At 58.2% G+C, this 20,760-nt stretch carries 29 protein-coding genes and 2 tRNA genes; 21 read left to right on the top strand and 10 right to left on the bottom strand.

Going from position 1 to position 20,760, the window contains the following annotated elements:
* Nucleotides 1-2: 2 nt before the first annotated feature.
* From BP758_RS10735 to BP758_RS10710, 6 genes are all read right to left on the bottom strand, one after another.
* Complete coding sequence (locus BP758_RS10735; RefSeq protein WP_292370879.1) at nt 3-1,238, bottom strand: 2,3-bisphosphoglycerate-independent phosphoglycerate mutase; 1,236 nt, start codon at nt 1,236-1,238, stop codon at nt 3-5.
* A 180-nt stretch (nt 1,239-1,418) separates the two neighbouring features.
* Nucleotides 1,419-2,024 (bottom strand): 30S ribosomal protein S3ae, encoded by a 606-nt coding sequence (locus tag BP758_RS10730; protein ID WP_292370878.1) that lies wholly within the window; start codon nt 2,022-2,024, stop codon nt 1,419-1,421.
* Nucleotides 2,025-2,045: 21 nt separating this feature from the next.
* Nucleotides 2,046-2,294 carry a KEOPS complex subunit Pcc1 gene (locus BP758_RS10725; protein WP_292370877.1) on the bottom strand — a complete coding sequence of 83 codons (249 nt, stop codon included), beginning with the start codon at nt 2,292-2,294 and terminating at the stop codon, nt 2,046-2,048.
* Nucleotides 2,291-3,511 (bottom strand): DHHA1 domain-containing protein, encoded by a 1,221-nt coding sequence (locus BP758_RS10720; protein WP_292370876.1) that lies wholly within the window; start codon nt 3,509-3,511, stop codon nt 2,291-2,293. The genes BP758_RS10725 and BP758_RS10720 overlap by 4 nt, the downstream gene beginning before the upstream one ends.
* Nucleotides 3,512-3,542: 31 nt before the next feature.
* Nucleotides 3,543-4,001, bottom strand: a complete 459-nt coding sequence (locus tag BP758_RS10715) for a 30S ribosomal protein S15 (protein ID WP_292370875.1) — start codon at nt 3,999-4,001, stop codon at nt 3,543-3,545.
* Between the two features lie 202 nt (nt 4,002-4,203).
* Entirely contained in the window at nt 4,204-5,439 is a 1,236-nt protein-coding gene (locus BP758_RS10710; protein ID WP_292370874.1) for a Bcr/CflA family efflux MFS transporter, read from the bottom strand.
* A 125-nt stretch (nt 5,440-5,564) separates the two neighbouring features.
* Here BP758_RS10710 and BP758_RS10705 point away from each other — a divergent pair, with 125 nt between their 5' ends.
* Complete coding sequence (locus BP758_RS10705; protein WP_292370873.1) at nt 5,565-6,302, top strand: hypothetical protein; 738 nt, start codon at nt 5,565-5,567, stop codon at nt 6,300-6,302.
* Nucleotides 6,303-6,366: 64 nt separating this feature from the next.
* Here BP758_RS10705 and BP758_RS10700 read toward each other — a convergent pair whose 3' ends face one another.
* Nucleotides 6,367-6,840, bottom strand: a complete 474-nt coding sequence (locus BP758_RS10700) for a Zn-ribbon domain-containing protein (protein WP_292370872.1) — start codon at nt 6,838-6,840, stop codon at nt 6,367-6,369.
* Between the two features lie 12 nt (nt 6,841-6,852).
* Nucleotides 6,853-7,509 (bottom strand): Era-like GTP-binding protein, encoded by a 657-nt coding sequence (locus tag BP758_RS10695; protein WP_292370871.1) that lies wholly within the window; start codon nt 7,507-7,509, stop codon nt 6,853-6,855.
* 263 nt (nt 7,510-7,772) lie between these two features.
* On the opposite strand from BP758_RS10695, the gene BP758_RS10690 reads away from it, so the two are divergent.
* From BP758_RS10690 to BP758_RS10670, 5 genes are all read left to right on the top strand, one after another.
* On the top strand, nt 7,773-8,339 hold the full coding sequence (locus BP758_RS10690) for a cyclic nucleotide-binding/CBS domain-containing protein (protein WP_292370870.1): 567 nt from the start codon (nt 7,773-7,775) through the stop codon (nt 8,337-8,339).
* 17 nt (nt 8,340-8,356) lie between these two features.
* Nucleotides 8,357-9,085 carry a CBS domain-containing protein gene (locus tag BP758_RS10685; RefSeq protein WP_292370869.1) on the top strand — a complete coding sequence of 243 codons (729 nt, stop codon included), beginning with the start codon at nt 8,357-8,359 and terminating at the stop codon, nt 9,083-9,085.
* A gap of 85 nt (nt 9,086-9,170) precedes the next feature.
* The gene (locus tag BP758_RS10680; RefSeq protein ID WP_292370868.1) at nt 9,171-10,112 is read left to right on the top strand and encodes a CBS domain-containing protein; all 942 of its coding nucleotides are present in this window, start codon (nt 9,171-9,173) and stop codon (nt 10,110-10,112) included.
* A 395-nt stretch (nt 10,113-10,507) separates the two neighbouring features.
* The gene (locus tag BP758_RS10675; protein WP_292370867.1) at nt 10,508-11,284 is read left to right on the top strand and encodes a CBS domain-containing protein; all 777 of its coding nucleotides are present in this window, start codon (nt 10,508-10,510) and stop codon (nt 11,282-11,284) included.
* 383 nt (nt 11,285-11,667) lie between these two features.
* Nucleotides 11,668-12,258, top strand: coding sequence for a hypothetical protein (locus tag BP758_RS10670; protein ID WP_292370866.1), 591 nt, complete (start codon nt 11,668-11,670; stop codon nt 12,256-12,258).
* Nucleotides 12,259-12,339: 81 nt separating this feature from the next.
* On the opposite strand, the gene BP758_RS10665 is transcribed toward BP758_RS10670, so the two are convergent.
* A complete protein-coding gene (locus BP758_RS10665; protein ID WP_292370865.1) occupies nt 12,340-12,588 on the bottom strand; it encodes a type II toxin-antitoxin system RelE family toxin in 249 nt (82 codons plus the stop codon).
* The gene (locus tag BP758_RS10660; protein WP_292370864.1) at nt 12,582-12,848 is read right to left on the bottom strand and encodes an AbrB/MazE/SpoVT family DNA-binding domain-containing protein; all 267 of its coding nucleotides are present in this window, start codon (nt 12,846-12,848) and stop codon (nt 12,582-12,584) included. The genes BP758_RS10665 and BP758_RS10660 overlap by 7 nt, the downstream gene beginning before the upstream one ends.
* A 119-nt stretch (nt 12,849-12,967) precedes the next feature.
* Between BP758_RS10660 and BP758_RS10655 the strand changes: the two genes are divergently transcribed.
* The 15 genes from BP758_RS10655 (at nt 12,968) to amrB (ending at nt 20,759) form a co-directional block, all read left to right on the top strand.
* The gene (locus BP758_RS10655; protein WP_292370863.1) at nt 12,968-13,795 is read left to right on the top strand and encodes a DUF456 domain-containing protein; all 828 of its coding nucleotides are present in this window, start codon (nt 12,968-12,970) and stop codon (nt 13,793-13,795) included.
* 170 nt (nt 13,796-13,965) lie between these two features.
* Nucleotides 13,966-14,050, top strand: a tRNA-Ser gene (locus BP758_RS10650).
* 35 nt (nt 14,051-14,085) lie between these two features.
* The gene (locus BP758_RS10645; protein ID WP_292370862.1) at nt 14,086-14,553 is read left to right on the top strand and encodes a 30S ribosomal protein S13; all 468 of its coding nucleotides are present in this window, start codon (nt 14,086-14,088) and stop codon (nt 14,551-14,553) included.
* A 2-nt stretch (nt 14,554-14,555) separates the two neighbouring features.
* Nucleotides 14,556-15,140, top strand: coding sequence for a 30S ribosomal protein S4 (locus BP758_RS10640; protein ID WP_292370861.1), 585 nt, complete (start codon nt 14,556-14,558; stop codon nt 15,138-15,140).
* Between the two features lies 1 nt (nt 15,141).
* Nucleotides 15,142-15,540, top strand: a complete 399-nt coding sequence (locus tag BP758_RS10635) for a 30S ribosomal protein S11 (RefSeq protein WP_292370860.1) — start codon at nt 15,142-15,144, stop codon at nt 15,538-15,540.
* Nucleotides 15,540-16,370: a DNA-directed RNA polymerase subunit D gene (locus tag BP758_RS10630; RefSeq protein ID WP_292370859.1), complete on the top strand. Its 831-nt coding sequence runs from the start codon at nt 15,540-15,542 to the stop codon at nt 16,368-16,370. Before BP758_RS10635 ends, BP758_RS10630 begins: the two co-directional genes overlap by 1 nt.
* Nucleotides 16,367-16,732, top strand: a complete 366-nt coding sequence (locus tag BP758_RS10625; RefSeq protein WP_292370858.1) for a 50S ribosomal protein L18e — start codon at nt 16,367-16,369, stop codon at nt 16,730-16,732. Before BP758_RS10630 ends, BP758_RS10625 begins: the two co-directional genes overlap by 4 nt.
* Before the next feature lie 7 nt (nt 16,733-16,739).
* On the top strand, nt 16,740-17,162 hold the full coding sequence (locus BP758_RS10620) for a 50S ribosomal protein L13 (protein ID WP_292370857.1): 423 nt from the start codon (nt 16,740-16,742) through the stop codon (nt 17,160-17,162).
* Nucleotides 17,163-17,173: 11 nt separating this feature from the next.
* On the top strand, nt 17,174-17,575 hold the full coding sequence (locus tag BP758_RS10615; RefSeq protein WP_292370856.1) for a 30S ribosomal protein S9: 402 nt from the start codon (nt 17,174-17,176) through the stop codon (nt 17,573-17,575).
* A gap of 28 nt (nt 17,576-17,603) precedes the next feature.
* Nucleotides 17,604-17,792 (top strand): DNA-directed RNA polymerase subunit N, encoded by a 189-nt coding sequence (locus tag BP758_RS10610; protein ID WP_292370855.1) that lies wholly within the window; start codon nt 17,604-17,606, stop codon nt 17,790-17,792.
* 9 nt (nt 17,793-17,801) lie between these two features.
* Nucleotides 17,802-17,876, top strand: a tRNA-Pro gene (locus BP758_RS10605).
* A gap of 50 nt (nt 17,877-17,926) precedes the next feature.
* A complete protein-coding gene (locus BP758_RS10600) occupies nt 17,927-18,100 on the top strand; it encodes a DNA-directed RNA polymerase subunit K (RefSeq protein ID WP_292370854.1) in 174 nt (57 codons plus the stop codon).
* A gap of 15 nt (nt 18,101-18,115) precedes the next feature.
* Nucleotides 18,116-19,303 (top strand): phosphopyruvate hydratase, encoded by a 1,188-nt coding sequence (gene eno / locus BP758_RS10595; protein WP_292370853.1) that lies wholly within the window; start codon nt 18,116-18,118, stop codon nt 19,301-19,303.
* Nucleotides 19,300-19,911, top strand: coding sequence for a 30S ribosomal protein S2 (gene rpsB / locus BP758_RS10590; RefSeq protein WP_292370852.1), 612 nt, complete (start codon nt 19,300-19,302; stop codon nt 19,909-19,911). Before eno ends, rpsB begins: the two co-directional genes overlap by 4 nt.
* Before the next feature lie 59 nt (nt 19,912-19,970).
* The gene (gene amrB, locus BP758_RS10585) at nt 19,971-20,759 is read left to right on the top strand and encodes an AmmeMemoRadiSam system protein B (protein ID WP_292370851.1); all 789 of its coding nucleotides are present in this window, start codon (nt 19,971-19,973) and stop codon (nt 20,757-20,759) included.
* Nucleotide 20,760 lies beyond the last annotated feature (1 nt).

Here is a 20,760-nt window from a genome sequence, read left to right as displayed (position 1 = left end):
TTTTATGCCCCGTACTTGTGCGCCCGGTTGATGAGATCGCGGGCGATCGGCAAAAGATCCGCCCCCCTGATCCGGCCAAGGCCCCCGCGGGCGCAGGCCCGTTCCCCGTATTCGTTCACTGCATCGGTCCTGACCCCGTCGCCGTGGACGATCACCGGCACCGGGTCGGCGCTGTGATCCCTGATACTGCACGGTGTTGAATGATCGGCGCAGACAACGATAAGCGTGTCTTTGAGACCCGGTAACGGTGCAAGTTCCCGGTCCACCTTTTCAACAAAGGCCTTTTTCTCCCGGGCATTCCCGTCATGGCCGGACTCATCGGCTCCCTTGATGTTGACGAGCACGAAATCCCGGTGGGAAAGTTCGCGGATCGCCGCCGCGATCTTCCCCCGGATATTGGAGTCCTGCGAACCGGTGATGCCTTCGACCGGCACCCGTTCCAGGCCGACCGCGCTCCCGATCCCGGCAATAAGGCTTGCCGCTGCGATCACGCTCCCGTCAAGACCGTACTTTTTCCCGAACGGTTCGAGGCGTCCCATCTCCCCGGCGCCCCGTAAAAACACGATGTTTGCCGGGCAAAGGCCCTGTCTCTCCCGTTCCCGGTTAAGCGGGTGGTCGGCGAGGATCTCCGCTGACTGGCGGATAAATTCGTTGCAGGCAAATGCTGTTTTTTTGTCCGGTGTATTGTCCCCCAGCGGGCTGATGGCAGAGGGGGGCACGCCGTCCTGTTTCGGATCGTTTGACGAGACACAGTGGCCAAGGCTGTCCCCTTTGAAGGCCAGGGCCGCCCGGTGGCCGGCGCCGGACCGGAAGACAAATCCGATCCCGAACTTCGCGAGATCGACCCCGTCCTGAACTGCCTGCGAGAGGGCCGCCGTATCGCGGACACGCCCGGCCCGCCGGTCGGTCACGAGCCCGTCCGGGGATATCGTTGCATAGTTGCACCGGAAACCGATCATGCCCGGTTCCATCCGGATCCCCGTGCCTTCGCATTCGAGCGGGCCCCGGCCGGTGTAACACGTTTTGGGGTCGTAGCCTAACAGGGCGAGGTGGGCCGTATCGGATCCGGGCCGGACCCCCGGGGCAATCGGGTCCATGATCCCGGTTACGCCGTTTTGGGCAAGACTGTCTAAGACCGGGTGGCTTGCTGCTTCCAGGGGGGTGAGGTTGTCGAGCTCCGGGCAGGGCCGGTCGGCAAGTCCGTCGATAACAAGGAACAGGATCCGGGAAGCGGTCATATATTTAAGGATTGATTGGGCGGCCGGGTTAATTATGCTTCCCGGTTATCTCCTGCCGTGCCGGTGCGGGGGAACAGGAGCTCTAAAAAACACAACGGTATTTGCGGGAATCGCGTGGGTAAAAACGAGCGGGCCGTGCAGAATATCCCCGGCACAGCGCCGGACAAAAACAAAAAAAGATTATGCGGTGGAGACCGGTGCTGCAACCGGCTCGACCTTGGACTTGACGATCTCGACACGGCGGGTCGGGTACAGGGTCTTTACGGCCTTGAAGAGATCCTTTGAGATCTCGCCCGAGACGATGCCGTTTACGAGAGCATTCATGTCCCATGCCTGTGCCTGGGCTGCAATGCTCGCGAGGATCGCGTTTCTTAAGGCGTGTTCCTGGGCAATGTTTGCCCGGGCAAACGTGTAGCAGCTGATGGTCAGGCGCACGAGCTTGTTGTCCTTGGTCGTGAGCTGCGCATGGCAGTCGATACGGGAGCTGCGGCGCTTGACAAGGGACCGGAGGTAGTCGCGGGTCACTTCGTGGCCGACGAACTCGGTGTAGGCCGCATCGCCGGTTACCTCGGCGATCTTGAAGCTCATCTTGATGTGCTGCTTTGCGTAGTCGTTTGCAATCTCGCCAAGGGTGGCCTGCATGATCCGGCCCTTGACGCTCTCGGTGTCGTTTGCGATGGTGTCGCCGATGTATGCCTTGCCGAGGTTGTCGGGGGTATACACCTTGAACCAGCTCTTGGCTTTCCAGCCTTCTACTCTTCTTCCAACCTGTTTCTTCTTTGCCATAGTATCAACTCATGAATTTTATTATTCGGTTCTGCTTCCTGTTTTCTTCGTACGCGTGAGTGTTGTTGCCTCGTCCGCGATTGCCAGATTCATCAGGTAATCGTCTACCGATGCGATGACCGACCTGACCTGTGTGCCGGAGAGCTCCGTTACGACCCGGTCGCCGCAGGCAATCGTTGTCATGCCCGTAAGGTTATCCGGTGCAAGCGACGACGCCACGGCGGGCGCATCTGCGTGCAGGGTGGAGATCTTCCCTGTGACCTGCATCATGCCAGAAGCGCCTCCTGCCAGCCCTTGACAAAGGCCGCGAGCTGGTCGCAGGGGATCGTTGCCCCTGCACGGGTGCGATGGCCCCCGCCGTTCCCGCCGCAGGCTGCGGCAAGGTCACGGACAACCGGCCCGATATCGGCGCTGACGCTTGCGGGTGTGCGTGCCGAACACCGGCAGGAACCCCCCGCTTTTGCATACACGAGCACCGGTGCCTGCTGCACCCGGTCCCGGGAGAGCACGTCGGCGATATCGCTTGCAAGCGATGCGTCCTGTGCCTCGTACACGGCGGTCCCGGCCTCCGTATCGGGGCGCACGGTTTTTACCGCACCGATCACGGCAAGATAGTGCTGCCGTGCCCGTTCCCAGGCGTCGGTGAGCTCCGCAGATGAGCGGAGGCAGAGGGCAACCGCAAGGTCGCCGTATCCCGATTTACCGCAGGCGTCGATGACCGCGGTAAGCGCATGTGCGTCCTCGATGACCTCGCGTTCCAGCCTGAGCGTGTCCCCGTAGAGCAGCCCCAGTCCTTCCGCAGAGGTCTGCGGGGCGGACCGGAGCACGGCAAGACTTAAGAGGGTCCCGGTGTTGAGGCCGTTTGTCCCCTGTGCGTCCGCAAGGAGGTCGGCAACCGCCGTCTCGTCCCCGCTGATGCCGTCAAGGTAGGGCCGGGTGGCAAGCAGCCACCGTTCCGCCATGTCGCGGCCGGCAAGGGTAATGCCCCGGGCCGGGACAATGATCCCGTTTGCCACGCCCTCGTTGAAGATCTCGAGGTTTTTACCGGCAAATGCCTGGCCGTCCCCGATGATGCCGGGCATCACGAGGCCGGCAAGGTCGCGGTTGTCTCCCATCTGCCGGGCGACAAGGTATGCCATGCCGGCAGCGGAGAGTTCGCGGTCGCCGTCAATCTTTTCAAGGCGGGGGTTTGCATGGAACTGCCCGGTAAAGACCGGGAGGTGGTGATCCACCACGATCGTCTCTAACGGCAGGTCTTCGGTACCGGATCCCATGTCGCAGAGAAGGGTTGCCGCATCGTGCGAAAAGCCGGTACGCGGCGTTTCGGCACAGATCCTGAGGCGGAACCGGATCCCGGCCCGGAGCATCGCATGGCAGAGGATCGCCCCTGCTGCAATGCCGTCAGCGTCGTGGTGTGCGTACACCTCGACGTACTGCTGGCGCCGGATCTGGTCGGCCACGATCTTCGCGGATTCTTCAAGCGACATAGCGTATCGGTAGCAGCGATTAATTCCTAACTTACCTGGACAGCAGGATCTCGGCGTTCTCCGGCTTGTAGGTGAAGCCCGCGGGCAGTTTCTTCGTGCCGGTGTAATACCGCACGAGCCTGCGGATCTTGGCCTCGACGAGATGGAGCTGGCGCTTGTTGTGCAGATCCTTGGTGTTCTCGGTTAAGTGCTTGCGCAGGCCCAGAGCCTTGATCATGAGGTCGCGGAGATCCTCGGGGATCTCGGAGCTGACCTGGTTCTCTTTCAAGATGTCGCCGATACGCTTGCCGGTGACCAGCTTGACATCGGGAACGCCGTAGCGGTCCCGGAGAACGAGACCGATCATGCTGCTTGATGTGCCTTCCTTGCGGAGATCGACGATAAGTTTCTCGATCGCTGCCTTGTCCGTGTTGGACCATGCGGGCGCTTCGCTGCGTGCCGGTCTAACAGAACTCGACTTGCCTCTTCTTCTGGCGTGCATTCGTGCCATGAATATACCTCGTTAAATCATGTAAGTCCAGAAAAGTGCAGTAGTGCATACTGACTCTCTGTAATCCCAAAGCCTGATGTTTTGAGGCCGTGCCGTCGAAACGGGCACGTCGGACTTACATCTGTCAGCACCTGTTTTAAAAAGTGCTGTCCTATTATTGACACCGGCAAATATTAAGGGTATCTGAGGAGCGTACCCGCTGTTATGCAGGCCCGGTGGCGTCCGGCATCTCTTTTATCAGCCGGTACCGTCCGATCAAAAGCCATCCGGCAAGGCAGATGCACCCGACCGCCACGTAGATCATCCCGAGACCGTGGACAAGGCTCTCGGCGTCCATTGAAACAAGGATCATCCCGGCGCTCCCGAAGAGAAGGCCGGCGCAGTTGATGAGTGCCGCAGCAGAGCCGGTATCTTCTTTCTGCTGCGAGAGCATGAGATAGGCCCCGGGAGGGCGGACGCAGGCACTCATCAGGGAGGCCGGGAAGAGGACGACGGCAAAGATCAAAGGCCCGATCTCCCCCAGGAAAAAGATCAGTGTCCCGCCGGCTATCATGGTGACAAAACAGGCAAGGATGATCGCGTGGCGCGAGAACGTTCGGGAGAGCCGGAGGTAGAGGAAGGGCCCTGCGATCAGGGCAAGGGCGTTGAACGCGAAGTAGAAGCTGTACCACTGCTGCGAGAGGCCGAAGCTGTCCTCATAGATGTAGGAGGAATCGGCGATGAATGCGAGGGAGGCCGTGCTCACGAGCGAAAAGACGAGGAGAAGTGCTGCAAATCCCGGGTTTTTTACAACCGTCCCGATCCGGCGCAGGGACTGCGGGACGCTCCTCGTGCTCTTCTCCGGGATGGTCTCGGAGAGCAGGACTGCCCCGGCAAGGGAGACGATCCCGATGATCCCCAGTACGGCAAAGAGGCCACGCCACGAGGTATACGGGAGCATGAAGGCGCCGAGCACCGGGGCGATTGCCGGGGAGAGGACCACCATGGACTGGACAACGGCAAGCACGGACTCCTGTCTGCGCCCCGCGTACACGTCCTTTACCATCGCGGTCGCAACCGCGGAAGCAGCACTTCCCCCGGCGGCCTGGAGGCAGCGGAAGAGGATGAGCGGCCAGATCCCCCATGCTGCGGCGCAGGCCATACTTGCCGCAATGTAGAGGACAAGGCCGAAGATGAGGATCGGCCGGCGGCCGTACTTGTCCGAGAGCGGCCCCCAGACGAGCATCCCGAACGAGAAGATGACAAAGAAGAGGATGAGCGTCAGGTTGGTGAGATTCGAGGAGACGCCGAAGTACTCGCCCATGCCCGGGAGCGCCGGGAGGTACATGTCCGTGGAGAGCGGGACAAAGGCGGAGAGCAGAGCGATAAGTGCGATGAGGCCCCGGTTGCCGAGATATTTTTGCGGGCGCGGCACTACCGGTGCATCTGCGGGTTCCATGGTCGTTTCCGTGATTAAAAAAAATTATAGTGAGAACTGTTGACCGTGAATGACTATAGCATTTGCCGGTCGGATACGTCTGCCGCATATTTTTTTTACCTGCCGGCGCCAATGGGGGATGTAGCATGGAACAGATGCCCGCGGGTCAGCCCGACGACGACCTGGAGATCCGGTTCCGGGACTGCTTCTCAGTAAAATACCTCCAGTCCGCCGCCCTCTTCTGCCGGCTCGCCTACCGGATCGAGGCGGAGTATACGGCGACCGGTGCGATATCTGCGGACGAACGGCTCCGGCACGAGGCATTTGTCTTAAACGCGATCTTCTCGTCGGTGGCGTTTCTGGAGGCCACGATCAACGAACTCTGGTCGGATGCAGCCGATAATGCGTACTGCTTCACCGACGAGAAGAACGAGGCGCTCCTGAAAGCGATCGGCGAGAAGTGGAACAACGAGAACTATTTCGACCGGACGCCCCTGCCGCTCAAGTACCAGAAGGTGCTTGAGATCGGGAACCTGCCGATCTTTCCCGAAGACGATCCGGATTTTACGGGCATAAAAGAGATCATCGCGATCCGGAATTACCTGATGCACTACCGGCGCGAATGGATCCCCCTCCCGACCGGCCACGGGGCCGGGGCAGGTGCCGGGCCTCATGCCGAAGCGTTCGGGCACCACCTTGCGGGCCGGTTTGCTGAAGACCCGCTGGCCGCCCGTAACCTCCCCTTCTTCCCGGACCGGTGCCTCGGGCACGGGTGTGCGGAGTGGGCGGTGACGACCAGCCTTGCCTTTACCGACCGGTTCTTTTCCCCGCTCGGGCTGCCGCCGTCCTATGAGGGGATCCGCGGAGAGCTGGGGACGCGGTAAGAGGCTACCCTCGCGGGACTGGTAAAAAAGAAAAGACCGGGTCCGGCCGGCCAAAAAAAAGCTCTTACCTTCTCTTCGATCGCTTCGGTTTCGTGTCGTCCTTTGCCATCGACATCAGGTCGATGATGTAGCTGCCCTCTTCGCCGCCGACACTCACGATCCGCTCGTCGCTCTTTGCCATCTTGTCGATATTGAGCTCGTAGGAACCGGGGCCCACGATCCGGATCGTCTCGACCCGGTCGAACATCCCGGTCTCCTTTCTGGCTTTCCCCTTAACGTCCGCTTTTACCTCGGCAGCAGCAGCGGCGGGAGCCTCCTGTTTTGGCTCTTTTTTAATTTCCGGCTCAGCAACTTCGAGAACGTCCTCTGCGGACTCCCCCGCGAGTTCCTCGATGGACTTCTCCTCGTACACGTCCTTGTTGATGTCGGACTCCTTGACGTAGATGAACTTCTTGTTGCCGCAGCTGGCACAGCCTTTCAGGATCTCGGTAGACCCGTCCTTGTACTCCCTGCCGCATTTTGTGCACTTGTGTGGCATGATCCCTCCAGATTATCCGGAGAAGTTCTGGATCATCTTCTCGTACAGCTCTTCCGTGTTACGCCCTTCAAGCCCCGAGATGGCAACCACCGGGTGCTGGGGAAAGGCGCTCCGGATCCGTGACGGCGCAGCATCGGGCAGATCGATCTTGTTTGCCACAATGATCACCGGCAGGTCCCGGCTCTCGATGATCCCGACCATCATGATATTGACCTGCATGAAGGGGTCCTGGCTCGAGTCGAGCATGTAGATGACGCCGTCGATATCCTCGCGGAGCCAGTGCATGGCCTCGGCAACCCCTTCGGTCGCCTCCCGGGCCCGGATGATCGCCTCGTCTTTCTCCATCCCGAATTCCAGAAACTCGTGGTAATCGATCTTTGTCGTAACCCCCGGGGTATCCACGATATCGATCGTTACCGTGTGGCCGTTTGCCCCCGTGATTACGATATCCTCGCGCTTCCTTGCCCTCCGGGTCTCGTGCGGGATCTCGCTCACCGGGCCGACCGCATCGCCGGTCCAGTCCCGGGCAATGCGGTTTGCGAGCGTCGTCTTCCCCGCATTCGGCGGGCCGTAGATCCCGATCCGGGTCCGCTTCTTCTTGAAAAACCGCTTGAGAAATAAGGAGAGTTTCTTCTTTGCGTTCCCCAGTTTCGTGGAAAATGTCGTCATTAGGGCCCCTCGAAGGTTATTTGCAGGGCATACCGGCAAAAACGCCGGTCCTGCCATCAACCGTTAGTAGTGTTTGGCAAGGGTTCTTTATTATGTTTCTCGTACCGGCCGTCATGAACCAGCCCCTGCATTCTGCCATGCAAACGGATTGTATTACCCGGCCGCATCGCGTTTCTGCCGCTGCCAAATTGTATTTATACAAGGGGCGGAAAGGATGCTAATTGTAATCATCAGCATTACAGCACTTCACAAGGAGGTGACTCATGAAAAAGACAACCAACACGATCCGGTTTGAGACCCGCGTACCGTTAAGCGAAGTGATGAAAAGGAACCCGATCATGGTGAGCATCGAGGCCAATGTCGCAAAGGCGGCAAAAGCCATGTGCCGCGAAGAGGTCGGGAGCGTCATTATCGTCCAGAGGAACAGGCCCATTGGCATTGTGACCGAGGAGGACATCAACTGCAAGGTGGTGGCAAAGGACCTCAAGCCAAGTACAGTGCAGGTGAACACAATCATGAGCACGCCACTCATTACGGTGAGTGCGGATAAGACTGTAGTCGACGCAGCACAGATGATGGTCAAGCACAAGGTCAGAAGACTTCCCGTAGTTGACAAGACCGACAAGGTCATAGGAATCGTGACCGTCCGGGATCTCCTGACCATATCGAACGAACAGAACGCACTCCTGACCGATCTCATCGAGATCAACCGGGAGGAGCATTTCGAAGTAGGTATGTGCAGCCGCTGCAGCCAGATGTCTGATGATCTCAAGCGTGTGGATTCCGTCCTGCTCTGCCCCCGCTGTCGCGAGGAGGACGCCCTGACATGAGGACGGCACGGGATTTCATGCTTGAGATTCCGGTGCTCGATTACCATGACGGGATAACCAAGGCGCGGCAGATTCTCCGTGACGACCGGTTCCGCGAGATATACGTGACCGGCGCAAAAAAGGACCTGCTCGGGTATATCGATATCACCGATGCCCTCAAAGTGACGGCAACGAAATCGAACGTTACGGTCGAGGGGTACCTCAAGGATGCAGCATGCGCCGGTCCGGAGACTTCCGTTGAAGATGTGGCAAGGGCCATGCGGGAGTACCGTACCGACAGCGCAGCCATCACCGACTGCAACCGGCACATCCTCGGCGGGGTGCTCCTTGCCGACCTCTTCCCGGTCATCATATCGAGAAACGAGCTTGCCGGCAGCGTGTCGGCCCGGATGACAAAAAAGGTAACGACCGTCAGCCCGGAGGATACGCTTCCCCAGGTGTACGGGCAGATTGCCGGGAGCGGGTACTGTGCGTTCCCCGTGGTAAAGAAGAAAAAGCTCGCGGGCCTCATCTCCCGCCGCGACCTGATCCGGTCCGGCGCGATGAGATTGGCGATTGCCGGAAGCAGTACAAAGACAGTCGGGGACGTGATGACCCGGGAGGTCATCACGGTCTCGTGCGGACGCCCGCTTGCCGATGCGGCCCGGCTCATGGTGGATAACGATGTGAGCCGGCTGCCGGTCCTTGACGGGGATACCCTTGTCGGGATCCTCGACCGGCACGATGTCCTTGCCGGACTCGCGTAAGCTATCCGGAATTGTCCGGGAAATACCCTGCCGGGGCAGGACCGGAACGGTCGTGTCCCGTTATAACAATCGGAGGCAGTCATTCATGAACCGCAACGAGCGGGCCACCGGCCCCGGTGACCGGCTCCTTAAGATGCGGGGCAAACTCGACCGGGGGCCGGTCGAGTTCAAGTCCCATATCGTACAGCAGGAAGGCGAGGTGATGGCGATCGCTACCCGCGACGTTGTCTCCGTGCCTCCCACGCAGAGTATCATCAGCGCCGTGGCAGCGATGACGGAGTGCGGCTTTCGCCGTCTCCCGGTCACCGATGCCGGCACAAAGAAGATCCGGGGGATCGTAACCTCGGGCGACGTGATCAACCTCATGGGCGGGGGCGACAAGTACAAGCTTGTCCGCGTCCGGCACCACGGCAACCTGCTGGCGGCGGTCAACGAGAGCGTCCGCACGATCATGACGCCCCGGCCCGAGACGCTGCAGAAGGATGCACGGGTGATCGATGCCCTTTCCCTTATCGTGGGAAAGAAGATCGGCGGGCTCCCGATCGTTGACGCTGACGGTGTCCTGTTGGGGATCATCACCGAACGCGACGTGCTCCGGATGCTTGCCGCGGAGCACAGCCCGCTTGCGGTCGAGGACGTAATGACGTCCTCCCTGCGGGTGATAGCCCCCGACAGCCCGATCGGGACTGCCACAAAGGACATGACGAAGTACCGCTTCCGCCGGCTCCCCGTGGTCAGCGACGACGTGCTCTTCGGGATCGTGACCGCGACCGACATCATGCGGTACCTCGGGAGCAGGGAGGTCTTTGGCCGGCTCACGACCGGCAACATCGCGGAAGTGATGAACCTCCCGGTGCGGACCCTCATGGCGGGCAGCCTTGTGACCACGACCCCGGGCACACCGGTAAACGAGGCCGCCCGGGAGATGCTGGAGCGAAATATCGGGGCGCTTCCCGTTATCGAGAACGCCCGGCTCGTGGGCCTTGTAACGGAATTCGATCTCGTGCGGGCGTTCTCCGAAGAGTGAGGTCGGCGCATACGGGCATCTGATGAAGTCCGCCCCCGGTACCGGGCCAGAGACGGCACGGCCGGGAACGTGACGGAGGATACGAAGGATCGTCAGCCGCGAACAACGTCCCGGGGGAGAACCAGGTGATGGCCGGAGGTAACCAGAAAGGCCATATTTCATGATACAAACGATAATTCCGGAACAGGATGTGCGGGGGTTTCCCTCTGTAATGTCCCGGTAACTGACGGGAACGTGAGAACGGGCCCCGCGATCGCGACGGGGCCGGGGGATCCCCGGTCTCCTGTCGGACAGGACAGGTACCGCAAGAACAGGTCAGCACCCCGGCGGTCAAAACGAACGGCCGCCCGGCGGGGATAAAGAAAACGTGACGATATCGAAAAGGAAGTGGCGAAATGACAAAGGAACTGTTTGTTAAAGATATCATGGCAAAACCAACGACCATATCCAAATCGGCAAAGATCACCGAAGCGCTCGACAAGATGCTCGATCAGGGGATCGATCCGCTGATCGCGCTCAACAATACGTCCGTTGTCGGGACGGTCTCACGGCAGGCCATAGCAGAGAAGCTCGGAAGCAAACAGAATACCGCCATCGCCCCGACTGCCATCCACGTGGCAAGCGTGGTCGAGGAGGACTTCACGAGCGTTTATCCCGACGAGAGCGTCGACGTGCTCATCCCCCTGCTCCAGCGCTACAAACTGGTGGTCGTGTACGACAGCGACCACAAGCTGCTCGGGCAGGTGACGGCAATCGACCTGTTAAAGAAGTACCCGCACACCGGCTCGGTAAAAGAAGCAATGGAGAAGGCGGTGACGATCGAGGCTGACGAGCGCGTGGTCCACCTCCGGCGCCGGATGCTCGACGATACCATCTCCCGGTTCGTGGTGACCGAGAACAGTAAGCCGGTGGGGATCGTGACCGAGACGGATGTGGCAGTCTCGATGCGGAAGTTCCGGGAGGCAGTCAAAGACCAGCACCAGGATCACCAGATCCGGAACCTGCTTGTCAAGGACATTATGAGCTCGCCGCTCCTCTCGGTGGAGCTTGGCGCGGAGTACGCGAGCGTGATCGATCTGATGGTCAAAAAGAACATCAGCACGGTGCCGATCACCGAGAAGGGCAAGCTGGCCGGCCTCGTAACCCGGCGGTCGCTGGTCCATGCGCTGTAAGTACTAAGATACCTCTTTTTTTTGGCCCGGTGCGATCCGATCTGCCGGGTACTATAGGATCTGATCCTTGTACCCTGCCCGGTCCGCGGGGGATCGCCCGGCAAACAAAAATGTACCTGCATGACCCCCCGCATCTGCATGCAGGGTCTTTCCGGTAAAACCGGGTGTATTACCCTCATATACGCGGATGCGATCCGGTGCCGGGATCGGGCGGGTGAGGGGGGGATCGTTTGGGTACAAACTGACTTTTGGCCGGCAATCTCTCTCATGAATATGGGTAAGGAAGGGGTGGGGATCATTGAGGTACAAAAAAGTCCGGGGCCGGATCCCTTCCCCAAAGAGAAGCCTTGAAGGCAATAACCGCCGCATAGTACTGGCAGTACATGAACGCATTACGCCTGATAATCTCCTTCTCGCCGTGGATTGTCTTTGGCCTGCTGGCCGGATCCACGATCCAGAGCCTCACGTTCGCACTCCTCCTTGCCCTTGTCCTTACTGTCGTGACCAGCTTCCACGACCTGCGGAGGATGAACCCGATGAGCTGGGTCACCCTTGTGTACTTTACCCTCATGATCGTTGCGATCCTCGGCTTCAAACAGTACTTCTTGGTCGCATACCTGGGGATCTTCTCGATGGCGGTGCTCTCCGTGTTCTGCTGGGGATCGATCCTTATCCGCAAACCGTTCACGCTTCCCTATGCATGCGAGGGCATCGACCCGGCCCGGACCAAACGCCCGGCCTTTATCCGGGCAAACTACGTGATCGCCGCGGTGTGGGGGCTGGCGTTTGTCATCGATCTCTTCATCGATATTGTAGCGTTCTACAACAAATCCTTCCAGAACTCAGGGTACTCTAATATTACCTGGGCGTTCATGGTCATCGCGCTCGCGTTTACTATCTGGTACCCTGAGTATGCACGGAAGCGTGCAATGGAAGCAGCACAGGCAGAAGAGCAGAAGGCGGGAACGCCGTAACCCTTTTTTACAGGAAAGCCGGGAGTGTTACCGGCCCGGTTTTAGAATAGAACTCTGTTTTCAGGTGTCAGGGATCCGGGATTATTGTTCGTCTTTGTGGTAAAGTGCAAGAAAGACAATCGTATCCTGTTTTTTATCGTAAAAATAGGATAACCGGAATGGCGGGATATATACCTCGCGGGTATCCCTGCGGGCATACCGCATCGGTTTTCCGGTATCGGGATCCTCAATGATCCTGATGATCTGGTGCTTTACCCGCTCTTTGAGCTGGGAATCCCGGATCTTACGGATCGTTTTCTCAAACCGGGGGTGGTAAGCTACCGTTACCATGCGGCAAGCTCATCACGGAATTCTGATGCGGCCTTTTTGGTAAACGCACCTTTCCGGTATTCCTCGAATGCCTGCTCGGTTTCCTCGGCAAACAGGAGGTCTTCTTTGAGGGCCGGTTCGAGCTCGGCAAGCGGCTTGAGGATATACCGCTCGCCGTCCCTGATGATGAGAAGTTTTTCTCCTTCGGGAATATTCTCCCTCATCGATGCGGGAATGACGATCTGGCCTTTCGAACTCATGCGGGTGATAGCGACATCCATGGGCAATCAGTAAGATTAATCTTACGTGCGGGAATATGAGGGTTTGGATAGTATCCCATTCCTGCATAAACAGAGGGAATCGGAAAAACCTATCATCTCTTCAGGGATAGTATACTTTGATGAAGAAGACTGGGGCAGTAATTCGCAGATTAGTCGACCCCGGCCTACCATATATGGGTGAGGCGGCAGGGGCTGCTGTGGCCTCGATTCTTGGTAATTTTATTATGGGCCCTCCGGGTGCGATGATAGGTGCTGCGGGTGGGAAATCAATTACAGATCTTTTCACTCGGGCTGGTAAGGAGATTGATGAAAAATACATAAGTCGACGTGAGAGTGCTAAAATTGGAGCGGTAGCAGGCTTTGCACTGTTAAGAATAAAAATCAATAATGAAAAAGAAATGTCTCTTCGATCTGATGGGTTTTTCATTTCGGATTCAATTAATGATCGTTCTTCCGCAGATGAAATACTTGAGGGAACATTACTTGCCGCAAAAAATGAGCATGAAGAAAAAAAACTAAGATATTATGGGAATTTCATAGGAAATATTGCATTTGACTCGGAAGTTGACCGGTATCAAGCGAACTTTCTATTGCGAATAGCGGGACGTCTTACTTATAGACAGATGTGTATTTTGGCTGTTATTAACAAGAAATCCAAATACACTCTTAGTTCGGATTTTAAAAAATGGGATGCCGCACTAAATAGGAATGAAAAGAGCATCATTCGAGAAATTGAGGAGCTAAAATTGTTGAATGTTGTCTATTCTACAAATGAGTATATGATGGGAGGAGGGATTGCTGGGAACTCTACGCCTCAACAATTGGATCTTAAAGATGTGGGGAGCTTACTTTACAATCTCATGAATCTTGATGAAATCGAAGAAAATGATTTATCGACCCTTGTTCTCTCCCTAAGTAAACAAAACGAATCTGTGGAGGGTACTTAACGTCATATCCTCTATGAAGATCACATATCCTGTTGAATAATGGAGTTTTGACCAGATGGGGGGAATTCCCCCACAACACTTATTACCCTAACCCTACCATATTATGAAGCACCATTCATGGAGCAATGGAATAACCATTGCGAGTGTCTGAGAAGATGCGAGATTGCTCTGTTGAGGTAGCCAAGCCTGGTATGGCGCAGGTTTGCTAAACCTGTGTCCCAAAAGGACTCGAGGGTTCAAATCCCTCCCTCAGCGCTTCATAGAGAAAATCTCAAAATCGAGGGGATTGGATGGCTCAGGAAGAAGAAATAAGATATTTTGTCCGGGTCGGTACCACCGATCTGGACGGCACGAAGTCGGTGCGGGTAGCACTGACCGGCATCAAGGGTGTCGGCAGGCATACCTCCACGGTCATCTCCCGGATGGCCCAGGTAGACGGGTACGCAAAGCTCGGTCTCATGGATGAGGAGTCGGTCAACCGGATCCGCGCCGCAGTTGAGAAGTACGCCGGGAGCATCCCTGCATGGATGGCAAACCGTCCCAAGGATCTCTACACCGGTGAGGACAAGCACCTCTTCGGCACCGACGTCACGCTCACCCGCGACGAAGATGTCAACATGATGAGGAAGATCCGCTGCTACCGTGGCATCCGCCACGAAACCGGCCAGAAGGTCCGCGGGCAGCGCACCAAGTCCACCGGCAGAACCGGCATCACCGTCGGTGTCAAGAAGACCAAGGAAGGACAGGGGGGTAACTAATCATGGGATACCCAGGCAAGAACCATAAGTCCTACCAGACGCCCAAGCGCCCGTGGGAGAAGACCCGGATCGAGGAAGAGACCCGGCTTGTCATCGAGTACGGCCTGCGCAACAAGCGTGAGGTCTGGAAGGCACAGAGCCACCTGAGGAAGTACCGCAAGGCCGCCCGTGACCTGCTCGCCCTCAAGTCGAACGGCACGGCAGAAGAACGCGTCGAGGCAAAGAAGACCGAGCTCATCAGCCACATGCAGCGTGCCGGTCTCCTGAGTGCAGATGCGGACATCGATAACGTCCTCGCGCTCAAGGTCCAGGCCCAGCTCGAACGCCGGCTCCAGACCATGGTCTACCGGAAAGGCCTCGCCCGCTCGCCGAAACAGGCACGTCAGTTCGTTACCCACGGCCACATCGCAATCAACGGCCAGCGTGTCACCGTCCCGGGATACGTTGTAAGGCGCGGTGAGGAAAACGGCATCTCCTACTACGGCAAGTCGCCGTACACCGATGGTGCCCACGCAGAACGTGTCCGGATCACCAAACCCGCAGGTGCAGCGGCAGCAGGCCCGGCAACCGGCGCAGGGGTGAACTAAGATGGCGGCAAACGAGAAGGAAAAGTGGGGCGTAGCACACATCTTCGCCTCCTTTAACAACACGATCATCACCGTCACCGATCTCTCGGGCGCGGAAACCGTCACCAAGTCGAGCGGCGGCATGGTCGTCAAGCAGGACCGGAACGAGAGTTCCCCGTATGCAGCCATGCAGATGGCCGCAAACGTTGCCGCAATCGCCCGCGAAAAGGGCATTGTCGGCGTCCATGTGAAAGTCCGTGCACCCGGCCAGGGCAAACAGCGCAGCCCCGGGCCCGGCGCACAGGCAGCAATCCGTGCGCTTGCCCGTGCCGGCATGCGCATCGGCCGTATCGAAGACGTCACGCCCGTCCCGCACGACTCATGCCGTCCTAAGGGAGGCAGACGGGGAAGGAGAGTGTGATGGAGATCGAATTCGCGAGTCTGGACGACAATCTGGCACGTTTCACCCTTTCGGGAGCGAAGCCCGGATTTGCCAATGCGTTCCGGCGTGCAATGATCGGCGAAGTGCCGACCCTTGCCATCGAGGACGTGCGCATCTACGATAACACGAGCGCACTCTTCGACGAAATGCTGGCGCACCGGCTCGGGCTCATCCCAATCAAGACCGATCTCAGCAGTTACTCGACTCAGGAATCATGTTCGTGCGGAGGGGCGGGATGCCCGTCCTGCACGTCGACTTACACGCTCAGCGTTGAGGGTCCGAAAATGGTCATGTCAAGCGACCTCATCCCGCAGGACCCCAAAGCCGCGCCCGTGTACGACAACGTCCCCATCGTGAAACTCACGAAGGGACAGAAACTGGTTATCGAGGCCCGTGCCGTGCTCAATAAGGGCACGGTGCATGCGAAATGGCAGCCGACCCTCGTCTGCGGGTACAAGAATCACCCGATCATTACGATCAGTGACACCTGCGATGCGTGCGGGATGTGCGTGGACGAATGCCCGCGCACGATCCTTGCAGTCAAGGGCAAGAAGGTTACCGTTATCGAGGGCAAACTTCCCGACTGCTCCATGTGCAAGCTCTGCGAACGGGCCTGCCTGGCAAGCGGAATCGGTGAAGAACCGGCAATCAAGATCACCGCCGAACCCGACCGGTATATCTTTGTGGTCGAAGGCGACGGTTCGCTGCCGGTAAAAGAGATCATGGTGCAGGCGCTCTCCTTTGTTAAGGAGCAGGCCGATGAGCTGGAGAGACAGACAAGCGAAATTTCAGGGGAGGAGAAGAAATGACAAGAACCGTGGAGAAGACGAACCCCCGTCTTACCAACCTCATCTTACTCTTGAAGAACACGTCGAGAGAGAATGAGGCAAAGATCTGGCGCGAAATTGCAGGCAGGCTGGAGACCCCGAACCGGAACTACGCCGAGGTCAACCTGTCCAAGATCAACCGCTACGCCCAGAACGGCGAGACGATCATCGTCCCGGGCAAGGTGCTGGGCAGCGGCATGCTGGAGCAGTCCGTAAAGGTTGCCGCGCTGAACTTTTCTGCATCGGCGACAAGCAAGATCGCGGACGCAAAAGGGCAGTGCATGACCATCGAACAGCTGTTAAAGGACAACCCCAAGGGTAGCGGTGTCCGGATCCTGAGGTGAGAAAGACATGGTTACCGTAATCAATGGCGACGGCCTCATCCTCGGACGGCTCGCAAGCGTTTCCGCCCAGCGCGCCCTTGCCGGTGAAGAGATCGCGATCGTGAACGTCGAGAAGGTTATTATCTCCGGCAGCCGCGCACGCGTGCTTGGCAACTACTACCACAAGCGCGAGCGCGGGTCGACCGACTGGGGTCCGTACTTCCCCCGCAGACCCGACCACATCGTCAAGCGCACGATCCGTGGCATGCTCCCTTACAAGCGCCCCCGCGGCATTGACGCGTTCAAGCGCATCAAGTGCTATGTCGGCGTCCCGGCAGAGTTCGCCAATGCGAAGATGGAAGTCCCCGAGGAAGTTCACATGGACCGGCTCAACAACCCGCAGTTCGTAACCCTCGGGGCAGTCAGCACAGCTCTCGGAGCGAAGTTCTAAGGTGGTCAGGTATGGCAAAGATCATTAACACCAGCGGAAAACGCAAGACGGCAATTGCACGGGCGACCGTGAAGGCCGGCAAAGGCATGATCCGGGTCAACTCCGTGCCGCTCGAAAAGTACGGCACCGAGACCACCCGGATGAAGATCGCCGAGCCGCTCCTTCTCGTGCCCGGTGCGGCAAGCGAGATCGATGTGACCATCGAAGTCTCTGGCGGAGGGGTTATGGGACAGGCAGAGGCCGTCCGTACCGCGCTCGCCCGCGGCATCATGGAATGGTCCAATGATCCCGCAATCAAGGATGCGTACCTGACATACGACAGAACGCTCCTGGTAAACGACTCGCGCCAGAAAGAAACCAAGAAGCCTCACGGCCGTGGCGCACGCAAGAAGTTCCAAAAGTCTTATCGTTAAGCAACCAATATATGAGAGGTCGACAATCTTGATACCCGTACGATGTTTCACCTGCGGAAAACCTATTTCCACAGCGTGGGAAGAGTATAAGGCACGGCGGGAGAAAGGCGAGGATCCTAAAAAGATCCTCGACGATCTCGGTATCACCCGATACTGCTGCCGGCGGATGCTCTTAACACACAAAGAGATCATTGATGAGCTCAACCCGTACCAGTGATATGACCGAGGGGTCGTGGGGTAGCCTGGACTATCCTATTGCGTTCGGGACGCAGTGACCTGAGTTCGAATCTCAGCGACCCCATTTTCCAACTGTACCAAATTGCACTATCGAACAATTTTTGAGGACAACGAATGCAGACGCAGGTTTACACCCGGTATGAACGGGCGCGGATTATTGGAGCAAGGGCTCTGCAGATATCAATGGGTGCTCCGTTACTCGTCACTACCTCCCGGATCGATCCTTTGGAGATCGCCATCGAGGAATTCAACGCGAACATTATCCCCATTACCGTAAAGCGAAGATAAGGACGTGTGGCCACTATGACGATGATTGAGGCAATCGAGCTGCGGACGATCATTGACAGCCGGGGGAACCCGACCGTCGAGGCGGACGTATACACGGCAAGCGGCCACGGGAGGGCGGCAGCCCCGAGCGGCGCCTCCACCGGCGCGGCTGAGGCAAAGGTCCTGCCCCCCAAAGAGGCCATCGACCATGCCATTGAGAGCCTGGTCCCGGCGCTCGTCGGGATGGATTCTGCCGACCAGGAGTGCTTCGATGCACAGCTCCGTGATATCGACGGAACGGAGAATTTCTCCGGTATCGGGGCAAATATCGCGGTCGCGCTCTCCCTTGCAAATGCAAAGGCTGCGGCCTCGGCGCTCGGCCTGCCGCTCTTCCGGTACCTGGGCGGGGCGTTTGTCAACGAGATGCCGCTGCCGCTCGGGAACGTTATCGGTGGCGGTGCGCATGCCACAAACGCTACCGAGATCCAGGAGTTCCTGGTGGTTCCGGGCGGCGCGGCGGATGCGGAGGAGGCAGTCTTTGCCAATGCCGCCGTCCACAAAAACCTCAAGGATATCTTAAAGAAGAAAGGTATTGCCGCCGGCAAGGGTGATGAGGGTGCCTGGGCACCGCAGATTGACGATGCCCTCGCATTTGAGCTCATTGCCGAGGCAACCGGACGTGTGGCAGACGAGATGAATGTCCAGGTCGACATGGGGATCGATGTTGCATCGAGCCAGATGTGGAACGGCGAGGGGTACAAGTACCGCGACCGTGTCCGTTCGACCGAGGACCAGATCGCGTATATCGCCGAACTGGTCGATAAATACAATCTCGTCTATGTCGAAGATCCCCTCCACGAGGACGATTTCGACGGGTTTGCAGAACTCAACAGCCAGGTTGGCGACCGATGCCTGCTCTGCGGGGACGACCTCTTTGTAACCCAGGTCGACCGCATTGAAAAGGGCATCGAGCGTGCATCCGCAAACTGCGTCCTCATCAAGCCCAACCAGGTCGGCACCCTGACCGACACCTTCGAGGCCGTCCGCCTCGCTCACACCCATGGGCTGGACACGGTGATGAGTCACCGGTCCGGCGAAACCACGGATACCACGATTGCGCACCTTGCTACGGCGTTCTCCTGCGTCTTCTTAAAATGCGGGGTCGTCGGTGGCGAACGCATTGCAAAACTCAACGAACTTATCCGCATAGAGGAACAACTATGACCCAAGTCAACGAGATGGAAATTGAATTAAAGGAACCGCTCATCCCCGTCGAGGAGTACCTGGCAGCCGGTGTCCACATCGGCACCCAGCAGAAAAGCGAGGACATGAAGAAGTTTATCTACCGCGTCCGCGGTGACGGTCTCTATATTCTTGATATCCGCGAGACCGATGCCCGGATCAAGACGGTGGCGAAGTTCTTAAGCAAGTACGAGGCACCCGAGATCCTCGTGGTCACCTCCCGGCAGTACGGCCAGTACCCGGCAAAGAAGTTTGCCGACACTATCGGCGCGATGTCGGCCACCGGCCGGTTCATCCCCGGGCTGCTCACCAACCCCGTGCTCGAAGCATACATCGAGCCCAAGGTCATCGTCGTCACCGACCCGATCGGCGATTCACAGGTCATTAACGAGGCCGTCCAGTGCGGCATCCCGGTCGTTGCACTCTGCGACACCAACAACATGACCAAGTTCGTGGACCTCGTGATCCCCACGAACAACAAGGGCCGGAAAGCCCTCTCGATGATCTACTTCCTGCTGACAAGGGAGATGCTCAAGATCCGCGGGATCTCGACGGCACTCACCCAGGAAGATTTCGAAACCGAGATCTGAAACGGTCCATTTTTTGGACCGATCGTTAGATATAACAGGACGACCAGAGGGTTGATCCGATGATGACGCGTCCGTGCGCCGTGGCGGGGATGTTCTATCCAAAAGATCCTGCCCGCCTCGGACACCTCATCGGCGGTTTCTTTACGGGGACCGGGCCTGCCACCGATGCCAAGGGAATAGTATGCCCGCATGCCGGGTATGTCTATTCCGGGCAGATTGCAGCCCATGCGTTCTCGGCCATCTCCCCCGATTTTTCCGGTACCTTTGTCGTGATCGGCCCGTCCCATAACGGGTACCTCACCTGTATCTCGGCGATCTCGTGGGACACGCCGCTTGGCCCGGTTGAAACGGACGAGGAGTTTGCAGCGGAACTGGATCTCCCGGTTGACGAGATGGCCCAGGTGACCGAGCACTCGATCGAGGTGCAGCTGCCGTTCATCCGGTACAGGTTCCCGAAAGCGAAGATCGCTCCCGTTATGATGGGCGAGCAGGATCCTGCCCATGCCATGGCCGTGGCCGAGAAGATCGTGGCGGCGCACCGGATGACAGGACGGGATATCCGGATCGTGGCATCGAGCGACTTCTCGCACTATGTGCCGGAGCAGGTTGCCCGCGACGGCGACCTGTATGCGATCCAGGCAGTCGAGAACCTCGATGTACCGGAGTTCTACCGGCGGATACGGGAAAAGCGCCTGACTGCCTGCGGATACGGACCGATCAGCGCTATGATCACTTCCTGCCTGCACATGGGGGCGGAAAAAGGGCAGCTGATCCGGTACGGTACGAGCGGCGATGCAACCGGCGACCGGGACGCGGTCGTAGGGTATGCAGCCATTGCGGTGATGTAGG

The organism is Methanoregula sp. UBA64, from assembly GCF_002502735.1.
Classification (GTDB): domain Archaea; phylum Halobacteriota; class Methanomicrobia; order Methanomicrobiales; family Methanospirillaceae; genus Methanoregula.
Note: the sequence above shows the minus strand (reverse complement) of the source record. Positions and strands in the feature narration are given on the sequence as shown.

What these genes read in the sequence shown, in the direction of transcription:
- BP758_RS10655 (WP_292370863.1), top strand. Translation starts at nt 12,968, where the DNA reads ATGAAGAAGACTGGGGCAGTAATTCGCAGATTAGTCGACCCCGGCCTA.
- BP758_RS10635 (WP_292370860.1), top strand. Translation starts at nt 15,142, where the DNA reads ATGGCGGCAAACGAGAAGGAAAAGTGGGGCGTAGCACACATCTTCGCC.
- rpsB (WP_292370852.1), top strand. Translation starts at nt 19,300, where the DNA reads ATGACCCAAGTCAACGAGATGGAAATTGAATTAAAGGAACCGCTCATC.
- BP758_RS10710 (WP_292370874.1), bottom strand. Translation starts at nt 5,439, where the DNA reads ATGGAACCCGCAGATGCACCGGTAGTGCCGCGCCCGCAAAAATATCTC.
- BP758_RS10620 (WP_292370857.1), top strand. Translation starts at nt 16,740, where the DNA reads ATGGTTACCGTAATCAATGGCGACGGCCTCATCCTCGGACGGCTCGCA.
- BP758_RS10645 (WP_292370862.1), top strand. Translation starts at nt 14,086, where the DNA reads ATGGCTCAGGAAGAAGAAATAAGATATTTTGTCCGGGTCGGTACCACC.
- BP758_RS10720 (WP_292370876.1), bottom strand. Translation starts at nt 3,511, where the DNA reads ATGTCGCTTGAAGAATCCGCGAAGATCGTGGCCGACCAGATCCGGCGC.
- BP758_RS10675 (WP_292370867.1), top strand. Translation starts at nt 10,508, where the DNA reads ATGACAAAGGAACTGTTTGTTAAAGATATCATGGCAAAACCAACGACC.
- eno (WP_292370853.1), top strand. Translation starts at nt 18,116, where the DNA reads ATGACGATGATTGAGGCAATCGAGCTGCGGACGATCATTGACAGCCGG.
- BP758_RS10665 (WP_292370865.1), bottom strand. Translation starts at nt 12,588, where the DNA reads ATGGTAACGGTAGCTTACCACCCCCGGTTTGAGAAAACGATCCGTAAG.
- BP758_RS10630 (WP_292370859.1), top strand. Translation starts at nt 15,540, where the DNA reads ATGGAGATCGAATTCGCGAGTCTGGACGACAATCTGGCACGTTTCACC.
- BP758_RS10600 (WP_292370854.1), top strand. Translation starts at nt 17,927, where the DNA reads ATGCAGACGCAGGTTTACACCCGGTATGAACGGGCGCGGATTATTGGA.
- BP758_RS10705 (WP_292370873.1), top strand. Translation starts at nt 5,565, where the DNA reads ATGGAACAGATGCCCGCGGGTCAGCCCGACGACGACCTGGAGATCCGG.
- BP758_RS10730 (WP_292370878.1), bottom strand. Translation starts at nt 2,024, where the DNA reads ATGGCAAAGAAGAAACAGGTTGGAAGAAGAGTAGAAGGCTGGAAAGCC.
- BP758_RS10640 (WP_292370861.1), top strand. Translation starts at nt 14,556, where the DNA reads ATGGGATACCCAGGCAAGAACCATAAGTCCTACCAGACGCCCAAGCGC.
- BP758_RS10660 (WP_292370864.1), bottom strand. Translation starts at nt 12,848, where the DNA reads ATGGATGTCGCTATCACCCGCATGAGTTCGAAAGGCCAGATCGTCATT.
- BP758_RS10690 (WP_292370870.1), top strand. Translation starts at nt 7,773, where the DNA reads ATGAAAAAGACAACCAACACGATCCGGTTTGAGACCCGCGTACCGTTA.
- BP758_RS10725 (WP_292370877.1), bottom strand. Translation starts at nt 2,294, where the DNA reads ATGATGCAGGTCACAGGGAAGATCTCCACCCTGCACGCAGATGCGCCC.
- BP758_RS10680 (WP_292370868.1), top strand. Translation starts at nt 9,171, where the DNA reads ATGAACCGCAACGAGCGGGCCACCGGCCCCGGTGACCGGCTCCTTAAG.
- BP758_RS10670 (WP_292370866.1), top strand. Translation starts at nt 11,668, where the DNA reads ATGAACGCATTACGCCTGATAATCTCCTTCTCGCCGTGGATTGTCTTT.
- BP758_RS10735 (WP_292370879.1), bottom strand. Translation starts at nt 1,238, where the DNA reads ATGACCGCTTCCCGGATCCTGTTCCTTGTTATCGACGGACTTGCCGAC.
- BP758_RS10715 (WP_292370875.1), bottom strand. Translation starts at nt 4,001, where the DNA reads ATGGCACGAATGCACGCCAGAAGAAGAGGCAAGTCGAGTTCTGTTAGA.
- BP758_RS10615 (WP_292370856.1), top strand. Translation starts at nt 17,174, where the DNA reads ATGGCAAAGATCATTAACACCAGCGGAAAACGCAAGACGGCAATTGCA.
- BP758_RS10685 (WP_292370869.1), top strand. Translation starts at nt 8,357, where the DNA reads ATGCTTGAGATTCCGGTGCTCGATTACCATGACGGGATAACCAAGGCG.
- BP758_RS10700 (WP_292370872.1), bottom strand. Translation starts at nt 6,840, where the DNA reads ATGCCACACAAGTGCACAAAATGCGGCAGGGAGTACAAGGACGGGTCT.
- amrB (WP_292370851.1), top strand. Translation starts at nt 19,971, where the DNA reads ATGATGACGCGTCCGTGCGCCGTGGCGGGGATGTTCTATCCAAAAGAT.
- BP758_RS10695 (WP_292370871.1), bottom strand. Translation starts at nt 7,509, where the DNA reads ATGACGACATTTTCCACGAAACTGGGGAACGCAAAGAAGAAACTCTCC.
- BP758_RS10625 (WP_292370858.1), top strand. Translation starts at nt 16,367, where the DNA reads ATGACAAGAACCGTGGAGAAGACGAACCCCCGTCTTACCAACCTCATC.